9 protein-coding genes are annotated in these 12,454 nt (G+C 64.3%); 3 read left to right on the forward strand and 6 right to left on the reverse strand.

All coding sequences use genetic code 11. The features are described from left to right. Window position 1: 1 nt before the first annotated feature. Window positions 2-1,669, forward strand: coding sequence for an efflux transporter outer membrane subunit (locus tag P3T43_RS08165; RefSeq protein ID WP_429280536.1), 1,668 nt, complete (start codon window positions 2-4; stop codon window positions 1,667-1,669). 10 nt (window positions 1,670-1,679) lie between these two features. Here P3T43_RS08165 and P3T43_RS08170 read toward each other — a convergent pair whose 3' ends face one another. The 3 genes from P3T43_RS08170 to glgX form a co-directional block, all read right to left on the reverse strand. Beyond that, window positions 1,680-3,818 (reverse strand): AI-2E family transporter, encoded by a 2,139-nt coding sequence (locus tag P3T43_RS08170; protein WP_429280537.1) that lies wholly within the window; start codon window positions 3,816-3,818, stop codon window positions 1,680-1,682. 116 nt (window positions 3,819-3,934) lie between these two features. Beyond that, complete coding sequence (locus tag P3T43_RS08175; protein ID WP_429280538.1) at window positions 3,935-4,186, reverse strand: DUF2934 domain-containing protein; 252 nt, start codon at window positions 4,184-4,186, stop codon at window positions 3,935-3,937. A gap of 169 nt (window positions 4,187-4,355) precedes the next feature. Next, window positions 4,356-6,584, reverse strand: coding sequence for a glycogen debranching protein GlgX (gene glgX / locus P3T43_RS08180; protein WP_429280539.1), 2,229 nt, complete (start codon window positions 6,582-6,584; stop codon window positions 4,356-4,358). Window positions 6,585-6,890: 306 nt separating this feature from the next. On the opposite strand from glgX, the gene P3T43_RS08185 reads away from it, so the two are divergent. Next, window positions 6,891-7,403, forward strand: a complete 513-nt coding sequence (locus P3T43_RS08185; protein WP_429280540.1) for a PRC-barrel domain-containing protein — start codon at window positions 6,891-6,893, stop codon at window positions 7,401-7,403. Between the two features lie 119 nt (window positions 7,404-7,522). On the opposite strand, the gene P3T43_RS08190 is transcribed toward P3T43_RS08185, so the two are convergent. The 3 genes from P3T43_RS08190 to P3T43_RS08200 all read right to left on the reverse strand — a co-directional run bounded on the left by P3T43_RS08190 (window position 7,523) and on the right by P3T43_RS08200 (window position 10,977). Further along, entirely contained in the window at window positions 7,523-7,981 is a 459-nt protein-coding gene (locus P3T43_RS08190; RefSeq protein ID WP_429280541.1) for a response regulator, read from the reverse strand. Between the two features lie 208 nt (window positions 7,982-8,189). Next, a complete protein-coding gene (locus tag P3T43_RS08195) occupies window positions 8,190-9,896 on the reverse strand; it encodes an ATP-dependent DNA ligase (protein WP_429280542.1) in 1,707 nt (568 codons plus the stop codon). A gap of 10 nt (window positions 9,897-9,906) precedes the next feature. After that, on the reverse strand, window positions 9,907-10,977 hold the full coding sequence (locus P3T43_RS08200) for a ligase-associated DNA damage response exonuclease (RefSeq protein WP_429280543.1): 1,071 nt from the start codon (window positions 10,975-10,977) through the stop codon (window positions 9,907-9,909). A 309-nt stretch (window positions 10,978-11,286) separates the two neighbouring features. Here P3T43_RS08200 and P3T43_RS08205 point away from each other — a divergent pair, with 309 nt between their 5' ends. Further along, window positions 11,287-12,357, forward strand: a complete 1,071-nt coding sequence (locus P3T43_RS08205) for a hypothetical protein (protein ID WP_429280544.1) — start codon at window positions 11,287-11,289, stop codon at window positions 12,355-12,357. The last annotated feature ends 97 nt before the right edge of the window (window positions 12,358-12,454 follow it).

Consider the following 12,454-nt stretch of genomic DNA (forward strand, 5'->3'; position numbering starts at 1 on the left):
CATGACTCGCGCCCGCTATAGATTGCACGCTGTTGACCGGCCCGCTTGGCCGCTTAGGTTGCCGCGTATCCTGCCGCTGGCGCTGCTGCTGAGCGCCTGCTCCGTGGGGCCGGATTTTCACGCGCCGCAGGCCGACGTGCCGGAGCACTGGCACGATCCGCAGCAGGCAGCCACGGCGCCGGCCGCTGCTTCACGCGCCGCGTCAGCTACAGCTGCCTCAGGCGTCTCGGCCGCTACCGCTACCTCGGTGCCGACCATGGACTCCGATCCCGATCCGCGCTGGTGGCGCAGCTTTGCCGATCCCACCCTTGATGGCCTGATCGCGCGTGCCGCTCGCGGCAACCTCGACCTGCAGGAGGCGGTGCTGCGCATCGTCGAGGCGCGCACCCAGGAGCAGAGCGCGGCGGCGCAAGGTTTGCCGGATGTGCGCGCAAGCGGCAGTTACCAGCGCGATCAGTTGGGCGCGAAGGGTTTTCTGGAATCGAAAGGCGTCTACAGCAAGGTCGATCAACTGGGCGCGCCCAATTCGCCGATCAACGCCATCGCTCCCGGCACGGGCACCGCGGTGGAAAACGGCGCCAATAATCTGCTCAACGAACTGACCTCGCCGATCAACTTCTGGCAGCTCGGCTTCGATGCGTCGTGGGAACTCGATCTGTTCGGCCGCGTGCGCCGTTCGGTCGAGGCGGCCCATGCGCAGACCGAGGCTGCGCTGGAAAGCCGCAACGACGCACTGGTCTCGCTCGAGGCCGAAGTTGCGCAAACGTACATGCAATTGCGCGGCGCGCAGGCCTTGCGGCAGATCACGCAGAGCCTCGTCGACCAGCAAAGCGAGATCGTCCGGTTGACGCAAAGCCAGGCCAAAGTGGGCCTCGCCAGCGACCTCGATGTGAAGAGCGCCGTGGCGCAACTCGCGCAAACGCAGGCACAGTTGCCGCAATATGATCAGCAGATCGAACAGTCGCTGAACGGCCTGGCGTATCTGCTCGGCGAAGCGCCGGGTTCGCTCGCCGCAGAACTCTCCACGCCGGCCGCGGTGCCGCCCGTGCCGCCCACGGTGCCGGTCGGCTTACCGTCGACGCTGGCGCGCCGCCGCCCGGACATTCGCCGCGCGGAAGCGAGCTTGCACGCCGCGACCGCCGATGTCGGCGTCGCGGTGGCGCAGTTCTATCCGGACATTTCGCTCACTGGCGAGGTCGGCACGCGTGCCAGCAATGCGAGCGGCTTGACCCACTGGTCGAGCCTGTTCTATTCGTTCGGGCCGAGCATCTCGCTGCCGGTCTTCGAGGGCGGCGCGCTGGTGGCGAACCTGCATCTGTCGCAGGCACAACAGCAGCAGGCCGCGCTCGATTACCGCAAAACGGTGCTGCTGGCACTGCGCGATGTCGATAACGCGCTCGCCGTCTATCGCACCGATCAGGCGCGCCGCGCGGCGCTCGGCGAGAGTGTGAGCGCGCTGCAGGGGTCATTCGAACTCGCGCGCGAGAGTTATCGGAAGGGACTCGTGACGTTCATCAATGTGCTCGATGCCGAACGGCAGCTCAGCGACGCGCAGCAGCAATACACCCAAGGCACTACGCAGGTGAGCACCGATCTGGTCTCGCTGTACAAGGCGCTAGGCGGTGGCTGGCAGGCGGATGCAGCGGTGTCGGGTGCGGGGGGTCGCTGACGCGGCCCGACTACGCAGCGAGGTCGTCGAGCGCCCGCTCCGCTTCTTTCTTTTGCAGTGGCGCGCTTGCCGCGATCTTGCAGCACGCGTTCAGCATGTCGCGCATCGAGGTCGCATAGCAGTCCGCGCCGATGGCGCTCTGCAGGTCCTCGCTCCACGTATCAGGCTGCCCTTGCGGCCACAGACCCACCACGATCGACGCGTGCGGCAGGCGTTGCCGAACCCGCTTGACGAGATAGCGCAGATGCGAGGGAATACCGTCGATGCTCAGATAGAACAGACACACGATCGTCACCGCCGACGTATCGAGTGAGTCGATAGCCGTGCGCGAGGCGGCTTCGTGCGGCAGCACGCGGCAATCCAGATCGTGCTTGCCGAGCACCTGCATCAGCAGGCTCGCGGCCAGCAGGTCGAGCGGGCCGCGACCGGCGACGCACAGCACATGATGCCGGGCACGATTGTGCGCGGAGCGTTCGTCCAGGAGGCTCTGTTGCAGGCTCGACTCTTCGACGCTGCTGCGACTCGTGCTCTCGCCTTCACTCGCGTCGAGTAAGTCGTCTTCGCTCACGTCACGTGCGTCGTCTTCGCTCAAGCCACGCGACCCGTCCGCGAGCGCCGCATCCCTTTCATCCGTCGGCGCGAGCGGATGGGGTTCGGAGGGCGCCAGCGCCGACACGCTGTCCTCCTGTGTATCGCGCGCCGGTTCCTGATCCGGGTAACTGTCAAGCCCTTCGACCAGGTCATTGGTGGTCGATTCGATGCGGGCGAGTTGCACCGCGCTCACGCTGCCGCGCTGCACGTCGTTGGCCGCGAGTTGCAGACCTTTGAGCGCGACCTCGTCGTAATACGCGCACAACGAACGCTCACGCAGCAGGATTTCGGCTTGCGCGAGCGCCTCGTCCGGATCGCCGGCAAGCGCGCGCTGATAGAAATTTTCGATGGGCGTGAGCGCGGGCTGATCGCCGAGCAGCACGTCGAGAAACTCGAGCCGTCGCACATGACGACCCAACACCAGCAGGCACAACGTCAACGGCGTCGAGAGGATCAGGCCAACCGGGCCCCAGATCCAGCTCCAGAAAATCGCTGCGACGACGACCGAAAACGGCGAAAGCCCCGTGCTGTGTCCATATAGCAGCGGTTCGAGCACCTGCCCCACGACCAGCTCCACCGTGACGAACAAGGCAATCGACGCGATCGCCATCGACCACCCCGGACTGACCGCCGCCGCGAGCCCGGTGGCGAGCGCCGCCGAAATCCAGATGCCCACATACGGCACGAGGCGCAGCAGCGCGGCCATGATGCCCCACAGAATCGGGCTGGGCACGCCGACGCAGAACAGGCCCACGCCGATCACCACGCCCACGCCCGCGTTCACGCCAAGCTGCGAGACGAAATAGCGGCTGAGGCGACGCGCGGCCTCGTCCATGACCGTGGTGGTGCGATGCAGGTCACGCGAACCGAACAGGCGGATGGCGCGATCGCGCAGATCGTCACGCTGCAGCAGGATCACGATGGTGACGACGAAGACGATGAACGCGGTCTCGATAGGACTGATGGCGGGCGAGAGAAAACGCCGTGCGAGTTCGAATGGCGTCGGCACCGGTTCGCGCACTTCCACCGGCATGGCGGCCGGCACGTGGGCTTCGGAAGACGGCGGCGCTACGGCGCTTTGCGAGGACGGCGAGACCGACGCGGAAGACGGCTGCGGCGGCTCGGCGGTGACACGTTGCAGCGCCTGGCCCGCCATGCTCGACAGGCGATCGAGCTTGCCCATGGTGAGACTGTGCGCGGCCTCGATCTTGTGTTCAATGGTGGCCTGATAACGCGCTGCGTTGCTGACGAGCTCAGTGAGTTGCGTACCGATCACGCTGCCCAGCAGCACGATCACCGAAACCGACAGCAACACCGCCGCGAACACCGAGGCGACGTGGCCGATACGCCAGCGCAACAGGAAATCCGCCAGCGGCGCGACGAGGAAGCTCAGCATGATCGCCAGCGTGATGGGAATCAGCACGTCGCGCGCGAAGTACAGCGCGGACACCGCCAGCACGCCGACCGCGAGCGTAATCAGGCCCTCGATGCCCAGGGCGGCCGAAGCCGGGATGCGCGCTGGAAGCCGCGTCAGCCGCGAATCGTCGAAATTTTTCATGCTGGGACATTCATCCGGTTGCACGCGCCGGTGGGACATTCAGGCGCCCCATCTGGCGCATGACTGACGACATGGCAGGCCATCGCTACCGCATGGCCCGTGGCCGTGTTGATCGCCTAATGCTTGCGCTTAGGTGCCGCCTCCGGTGGGGACAGAGCCTCCTTGTCCATGGACTTGTCCGCGCCGTTCCCCACGCTGTCCCGGTCCGACGATTTCTTTGCAATCTCGGCACGCGCCTGCTCCCAGTATTCATCCGGCGTGCCCTTCGGATCGGTCGCCTGCTCCCACAGGTAATAGGCGCGAGTGCGCGTTTTTTCTTCGTCGCTCCCCTGTTCGATTTCCTGGTCCTGCTGCTGATCGTGGTCCATTCCGGCCTCCCGGTGTCAGGTGATATACGGGTTGAGGTGATCCATTGTCCGAAGCATCCGCGGCGCGCAAGCTGCCTTTCATGCCAGCTAAAGTGCAGCCAAAAGCCATTGCGCGCGGCGGCGTGTTCGTCTCTTTCTGTTCGAGCAAGCCCTGTACCTGGCGCGCGCTTCAGGTCGGCTTGATGGGCTCGTCCGTGGTCAGTTGCTGTTCAAGGCCGTCCAGCACGCGTCGAGTGGCACGGCTCGATCCGTCGAGCGCGAACAGCAGCAGCGAGCGGCCGGTGACCTGGTAAGTCTCACCGGCGGAATATGCCGGTAACTCGTCACGCACCGGCATGTTGGTATCGAGCAGGCAGGTCCATGTCTCGCCCTCCGGGATTTCCGGCAAGGTGAAGTTCACCACGTCGTGGTGCGCGTTGAGCACCAGCAGCAAGGTCGCATCGGAGGCCGGCCGGCGGATACCGCTCGCCTGCGCGCGGCCGTCGATCACCAGACCGAAGCAGCGCATCGCCGCGTCGTCCCACTGCTCCTGCGAGAGGTCCGCGCCGGTCGGCGAGAGCCAGCGGGTGTCGGTCACGTCGAGTGTCGCGTTGTATTCGCCGGTCAGGAAGCGGCCGCGCCGCAGTACCGGCAAGCGATGCCGCAAGGTGGTCAGGTTCTTGACGAATTCGGTGAGTCCGCGGCCTTCGTCGTCAATGCCTTCCCAGTCGAGCCAGCTGATCTCGTTGTCCTGACAATAGGCGTTGTTGTTGCCCTTCTGGGTGCGGCCGAATTCGTCGCCGGCGAGGATCATCGGCGTGCCTTGCGAGAGCAGCAAGGTAGCCAGCAGATTGCGCTTCTGACGCTCGCGCTGATGACGGATATCCGCGTCGTCGGTTGGCCCTTCGGCGCCGAAATTCCACGACTTGTTATCGGAGTGGCCATCCTTGTTGTCTTCGCCATTGGCCTCGTTGTGCTTATCGTTGTATGAAACGAGGTCATTCGTGGTGAAGCCGTCGTGCGCCGCGATGAAATTCACGCTCGCCCACGGGCGCCGGCCGCGCCGGTCGAATTTGTCGCCGGAGCCCGTCAGGCGTTTGGCAAGGTCCGGCACCATGCCCTCGTCGCCCTTCCAGAAGGCACGGGTGGTGTCGCGAAAGCGATCGTTCCATTCGGCCCAACCGGGGGGAAAGCCGCCCACCTGATAGCCGCCCGGCCCGCAATCCCACGGCTCGGCGACCAGCCGCACGCTCGACAGCACCGGATCCTGCCGGCAACTGTCGAGAAAGCCGCCGCCTTCGTCGAAGCCATGCAACTCGCGGCCGAGGATCGTGGCAAGATCGAAGCGAAAGCCATCGACCTTCATCTCGCTGACCCAGTAGCGCAGGCTGTCGGTCGCCATCTGCAGCACGCGCGGATGCGAGAGGTTCAGTGTGTTGCCGGTACCGGTGTCGTTGATGTAATAGCGCGGCTCGTCCGGCATCAGACGGTAGTACGAAGCATTGTCGATGCCCTTGAACGACAGCGTGGGACCCCGTTCGTTGCCTTCGGCGGTGTGGTTGTAGACCACATCGAGAATCACTTCCAGGTTGGCATTGTGAAAGCGGTCGACCATCTGCTTGAACTCTTCCACCGAGGCGTTCGCGCCGGCGAAAAAGCGTGGATCCGCGGCAAAAAAGCCGATCGTGTTGTAACCCCAGTAGTTCGTCAGACCTTTATCGAGCAGGTAACTGTCGTTGACGAACATCTGCACCGGCAGCAGTTCGACCGTCGTGACGCCGAGTCCCTTGATGTAGTCGATCACCGGTTGCTGGCCGAGACCGGCGAACGTGCCACGAAGGTTGCTGGGCACGTCGGGATGACGCATGGTGAAGCCGCGCACATGAGTCTCGTAGAAAATCACCCGCTCCCACGGCAGCGCGTTGCGTTCGGGATGCGTCCACGAGAAGGTCGCATCGACCACCTTGCACTTCGGCACGAAGGGCGCGCTATCGCGCTCGTCGAAGGACAGATCGCCGTCCTCGTGATCCAGCGTGTAGCCGAAGATTTCCGGCGCCCACTTCAGTTCGCCGATATGCGCCTTTGCATACGGGTCGAGCAACAGCTTGTTCGGATTGAAACGATGCCCTTCTTCGGGCGCGTAGGGCCCATGCACGCGGTAGCCGTAAATCGCGCCCGGCTTCAGGTCGGGCACGAAGACGTGCCATACCTCGTCGGTATATTCGGGCAGCTCGATGCGCTCGATTTCCTCTTGGCCCGTTGCATCGAACAGGCACAACTCGACCTTCGTGGCATGCGCCGAGAACAGCGCGAAATTGACGCCGACGCCGTTCCACGTTGCGCCCAGCGGGAAAGGGACGCCTTCGGCGATGCGTGCGGCGTATTGCGCCTGAGGAGCCTGGGTAATCTCGCGTGACATGGTGTTTCCCTCGACGGTGGAATGAAGTCGCACTCGCAAGTGGTGCGAGAGGATGACCGCAGCAAGTTATGGTCCCGGTCTGCGAGAGAGAGCGGCCGGGCCGCAGGTACTACGCACGAACTACGCACGCACGATTCACGGCTAGCCACGGCTAGCAGAAGCACGGGGAACGACGGTTGCTAAAGCAGACAGTACGCCGGCACGTTTTCCGGCGCAGGCTGAATAGCGGCAGCTCGATCTCGCAAGCTGGACTTCCCGTACGCCCTTCGGACGTGCGTCACCTATCGATCACCATGGAGTGTCATCATGAATCTCACTGACCAGAGCTCACCCCAGACAATTTCGTCCGTCACGCTGCAGCCCGCCGGCCCCGGCCCCGACGTCATGGCAGCGAGCACGCTCGACGGCGACAAGGTGCTCAGCAGCGAGGGCGAAGACGTCGGCAAGATCAAGGAGATCATGCTCGACGTGCGCTCCGGGCAGATCGCCTATGCGGTCCTGTCGGTCGGCGGCTTCCTCGGGATTGGCGACAAGTTGCTGGCGATCCCCTGGAATTCGCTCGCACTCGATTCGGAAAACCACTGTTTCGTGCTTTCGGTTCCGGCTGAACAGATCAAGAACGCGCCGGGATTCGATAAGGACCACTGGCCAACCATGGCCGACCCCAAGTGGGCGGCTACGGTGCATGCCTACTATGGCAGCCAACCGTATTGGGGACGCGGCACGGAAGGCCGCGCCGACGAGCTGGGCGATCTGCGTGTAGGCGAGTCGGTACCCGATTCGCCGGCCTCGCCGGTAAGGGGTGACGTCGATCTGTAAGGTCCTGAATTGCGTTGAATGTCGATGCATGACGCAAACGCCGGTGAGCCGCTTTCGAGCGGCAAACCGGCGGTTTTATTGCTACTGGCGCTGCGCTTGCTGCTATCGCTGCGACAGCTTCACGGCGGGTCGTACGCGCGGTGGCTCGTGGCCGCTTCGAGCACGCGCAGGAGACGCTGCGGCGTGAGAGGCTTCGCGCAATGCGCGTCGAAACCGACCGCTCTCGCATCGGCCCGGTCGTTCCCTGAGGACAGCGCCGTGCACGCCACCAGCAGCATATGCGCGGTCGCCGGATCGGCACGGAGACGCCTCGCCAGTTCGAAGCCGTCGAGTCGCGGCATCCTGATGTCAAGCACCACTGCGAAGGGCTGCCATTGCGCAGCCATTTCACACACCTCGAGCGGATCCTCCAGGGCACGGCATTCGAAACCGTCTGCGTTGAGCAGCAATTGCAACGCGTCCGCTGCCTCCCGATAATCATCGACCACCAGCACGCGGCGATGCGAGGCCATCGCGCTCGCAATCGGCCGCCACACCACCACGTCGTCGTTATCGTCCATCCGGTCGTCTGCGGTCACTGTTTTCTCCCCTGCGTTGCGTGCCGGCACCGCGGATCGCATTCGCAAGATCCGGTCCCGCCAGGACGGCGCGCGTCAACATCCATGCACCAAGGAGTATCAAAATGCGCCGCATGTGACCACTCGCGAATAACCCTTGTCCTCGTCATCACCGCCAGCCTGCTCGCGATGAGCCGTGACCATCAGGGAAAGTCCCGAGCCAGTTGTCTCAGCCTGGGCGATCGTCGATAAAGCCTTTGAGCATGGCCAGCGTATCGGCCTCTTCGATGCGCTTGTCGGTCCGCCAGCGCAACATGCGCGGAAAGCGCACCGCGATGCCAGACTTGTGGCGCGGACTGGCCTGAATGCCTTCGAAGCCGATCTCGAACACGAGCGTCGGCGTGACGCTGCGCACCGGACCGAACTTCTCGATCGTGGTCTTACGCACGATCGCGTCCACCTGGCGCATCTCTTCATCCGTGAGCCCGGAATAGGCCTTGGCAAACGGCACCAGCGTGCGTACACCGTCGGCCTCGTCCCATACCGCGAAGGTGAAATCCGTGTAAAGACTCGCACGCCGGCCGTGACCGCGTTGCGCGTAGAGCAGCACGGCATCCACCGCGTACGGATCGATCTTCCATTTCCACCATGTGCCCGCTGCCTTGGTACGGCCCACGCCGTACATCGAATGACGCTCCTTCAGCATCAGACCTTCCACGCCGCGTGCGCGGCTTTCTTTGCGCAATAAAGCGAGGCTGGTCCAATCCGGTGCCTGCACGCGTGGCGACACGCGCAGCAGATCGCGGGCCAGCGTCGGGCCCAGTGAGGCCGCCAGTTCTTCGAGCTGCGCGCGCCGCGTGGCAAGCGGCGTCATGCGCAAGTCCTCGCCGTGCGCTTCGAGCAGATCGTAGGCGAGAAAGGTGGCGGGCGAATCGACGAGAATTTTTTGGGTCAGCGTCTTGCGGGCAATGCGGGGTTGCAGCCGCGCAAACGGCAACGGCGCCCACGCATCCGGTTCCCAGGCCAAAATTTCACCGTCGAGCACGAAGCCGTCCGGCAAGGCTTCACCGAGTGCCGTCACTTCCGGAAAGCGTGCGGTAATCAGGTCTTCGCCGCGCGACCACAGCCACACGCGGCCCGCGCGTTTGACCAGTTGGGCGCGGATGCCATCCCACTTCCATTCGATCTGCCAGGCATTTGTATCGCCGAGCGTCTGCGGATCGGCCTGCAAGGGATGGGCAAGAAAGAACGGGTACGGCAGGCCGAGATCGCTCTCGTGAATGGCCTCTGCGAGCGCGCCCTGCTGTGCATCATTCGCTGCGTCGCCGGTGGCCGCACTCGCGGTTTCCGGTGCAATCAGACGCAGATAGCGCGCAGCGTCGGGCGCTTGCTGCGAGTCGGTCCAACCCACCATGCGCTGCGCGATGCGTTTGTGATCGACGCCTGCGACTTCGGCCAGCGCGCGCACGACCAGTTGCCGCGCCACGCCCACCCGAAAGCCACCGCCGATCAGCTTGGTCAACAGAAACCGCCCGCTCCAGTCGAGTTCGTCCCAGTAGCCGACGAGCCGGCTGCGCAGTGCTTCGGCTTCGAGTCCGCGCAAGCCCAGCACGCGTTGCTCGATCCACTGCGTGAGACCGAGCTCCGAGATGCGCTGCGCCGGCGGCAGAATATGGGCGATGGTCTCGGCCAGATCGCCCACCGCCTGGTACGACTCCTCGAACAGCCACGCGGGCAAGCCGGCCCGCTCGCAGGCAATCTCGCGCAGCAGACGCGTCGGCACCGACTGCCGCGGTTTGCCGCCCGCCAGAAAGTACGACGCCCATGCGGCATCCTCGGGCGCCGCGGCGGCGAAATAGGTGGTCAGCGCGGCGAGCTTGTCGTGCGTCGAGGTGGTGGCGTCGAGCGCCGTGTAGAGCGCGGCAAAGCGTTTCATGGGGCGCGTCTCATGCGGTGTCTGACGTGACCGGAGCCGCGGCTTCTGCTGCGCCGGTCGCCTCTTCGAGTGCATCGTCGCCGTACTGCGTTGCAAACGCGCCGGCTTCGAGGCCCTGTTCGCGCAACCAGCGCACCATCGGTTCGATCTGGCCGTGCGTGACGATTACGCGCTCGGCGCCTGTCGCGCGAATCGCCGTTTGCAGGCTTGGCCAGTCCGCATGGTCGGACAGCACGAAGCCACGGTCGACGCCGCGCCTGCGCCGTGCACCGCGCAAGCGCATCCATCCTGACGCAAAGGCATCGCTGTAATCGCCGAAGCGCTTCAGCCACGCGCTGCCTTGCGCCGATGGTGGCGCAACGATAAGCGCCTGTTTGAAAACCGCTTTGTCTTTCACGGCAATCTCGCTGACAGGTCGCACCGGCGGCAATTCGACACCCGCGGCGCGATACGCACGATTGAGCGCCTCCAGGGCACCGTGACAAAAGATCGGACCAATGGCCGCGTCGACGCCGGCGAGAAGATGCTGCGCCTTGCCGAACGCATAGCAGAACAGCACCGACGCCCGCCCTTCTGCCGCGTTATACCGCCACCATGAATCGATACTGTCGAAAATGGTTTGCGGCGCCTCCCAGCGATAGATTGGCAGTCCGAAGGTCGACTCGGTGATGAAAGTATGGCAACGCACCGGTTCGAACGGCGCACAGGTCGGATCAGCGTCGAGCTTGTAGTCGCCGGAGGCGACCCATACGCGACCGCGATGCTCGACCCGCACCTGCGCCGAACCGAGCACGTGTCCGGCCGGATGCAGCGAGACCGTCACGCCATTGATGTCAATGCGCTCGCCATAGAGCGCGCTCTGCAGATCGATTCCTGGCAGCCGCGACAGCAGAACCCCGGTGCCCGGCTGCGCTGCCAGATAGTGCGTGTGACCCCAGCGCGCATGGTCGGAATGCGCGTGGGTGATGACCGCACGGTCCACTGGTTGCCACGGATCGATATAGAAATCGCCCGCTGCACAATAGAGCCCTTGCGGCCGGGCGACGATCAGGTCCTCGCACGGTGAGTCGGATGGCGGCATCGATTCGATTCCTGGGCGTTTAGAAAACCATTATCGGACAGGCCCCGCAATTCCAGCGCCCGACCTGCGACGAACGGTACGACCGCGCCCAATTACTGCACACGCGCAGATCAGACGCGAAGCTCGCCTGAATATATTGCATTGATCGGCGGAAACTACGCGTCTTCGCCCGCTACGTGTGATGCGCCAGATTTCATCTGGACACCGCGCCCTGACCTTCTATCGCGCATTCGTCAGACCAGGCATACGCCGTGCTATCGCACCTGCGGTGTCATTCTTCCACGCGGCCCGCTCCGCTCTCCCGCCCACATGACGATAAAAGCCCCGATTCTCGCAGCGCTGTGCGCAGCGTGCCTTACTACTGGCTGCGCGCACCTCGGTCCCACTCATCTGAAAGCCGATCAGGTGGACTACGCAAGAGCTCTGGGCGATGCCAAGAAACGGGAGATCCTCGCGGCGATCGTCGGCTTGCGCTACGGCGATTCGCCCGCCTTCCTCTCGGTCAGCTCGATCATCGCGGCTTACCAGTTCGATGCCACCGCGGGCGCGACTGGCAACGTCGGCTCCGGCAGCGAACCGAACTATGCGCTCGCGACCGGCAGCGTGTCCTATTCGAACCATCCTACCTTCACGTTCACGCCGACCACCGGCGAAGCCTTCGCCTCGGCCTACATCCGGCCGCTGGCGCCGGAACTGGTATTGCCGCTCGCCGAAGGCGGCATTCCGATCGACCTGTTGTTACGCATCACGGCGCAATCGATCGGCGGCCTGCAGAACGGCAGCGCGCTCGGCGGCGACAATGCCGCCGGTGCGCCAGGCTTCTTTCAGTTGCTGCAGTCGCTCAGACGCCTGCAAACGGCAGGCGAACTGAATGTGGAATCGCGTCAGGAGAATGGCAAGCGCAGCGTGTATCTGGCGATGGGCGCAGCCACCAGCGGCGTCTCGCCGCAAATCACCGCGGACCTTGCACGCGTGCGCCAACTGCTCAATCTCGCGCCGAACACGCGCACGTATCAGATCGTCTATGGACCGTCGTCGCAAGCGGGCGACCGCATTCCCATGGTGACGCGTTCGGTGCTCGGCATTCTGACCGATCTCGGCGCGCAGGTGCAGGTCCCGCAGGCGCAGATCGACAGCGGCTCGACCAAGCCGACCGTCGGGCTGATCGGCGGCGAGACGCGCCCCACGATCATCGTGCATTCGGGTGCGAAAGCCCCCCGCGATGCCTACGTGCTGATCGATTATGGCGCGTCGGTCTATTGGGTCGAACGCAACGACTTCGATTCGAAATACGCCTTTACCGTGCTGCAGAATCTGATGGCGCTGGCCGAATCGGATACCAGCAGCAAGGCGCCGGTCGTGACGATTCCCGCCAACTAAAGGCGAACGCGTGACGAACGGGCGCACACCTGCCCGCAAAAAAATCAGGCGGCCTGATGAGGGCCGCCTGATTACCTTCGCGAGACGAGAGCCTGCC

This window comes from Paraburkholderia sp. GAS41 (genome assembly GCF_050436545.1).
Lineage (GTDB): Bacteria > Pseudomonadota > Gammaproteobacteria > Burkholderiales > Burkholderiaceae > Paraburkholderia.

Coding starts and splice junctions, on each gene's coding strand:
- P3T43_RS08170 (WP_429280537.1), bottom strand. CDS start 3,818: ATGAAAAATTTCGACGATTCGCGGCTGACGCGGCTTCCAGCGCGCATC.
- P3T43_RS08185 (WP_429280540.1), top strand. CDS start 6,891: ATGAATCTCACTGACCAGAGCTCACCCCAGACAATTTCGTCCGTCACG.
- P3T43_RS08165 (WP_429280536.1), top strand. CDS start 2: ATGACTCGCGCCCGCTATAGATTGCACGCTGTTGACCGGCCCGCTTGG.
- P3T43_RS08195 (WP_429280542.1), bottom strand. CDS start 9,896: ATGAAACGCTTTGCCGCGCTCTACACGGCGCTCGACGCCACCACCTCG.
- P3T43_RS08200 (WP_429280543.1), bottom strand. CDS start 10,977: ATGCCGCCATCCGACTCACCGTGCGAGGACCTGATCGTCGCCCGGCCG.
- glgX (WP_429280539.1), bottom strand. CDS start 6,584: ATGTCACGCGAGATTACCCAGGCTCCTCAGGCGCAATACGCCGCACGC.
- P3T43_RS08205 (WP_429280544.1), top strand. CDS start 11,287: ATGACGATAAAAGCCCCGATTCTCGCAGCGCTGTGCGCAGCGTGCCTT.
- P3T43_RS08175 (WP_429280538.1), bottom strand. CDS start 4,186: ATGGACCACGATCAGCAGCAGGACCAGGAAATCGAACAGGGGAGCGAC.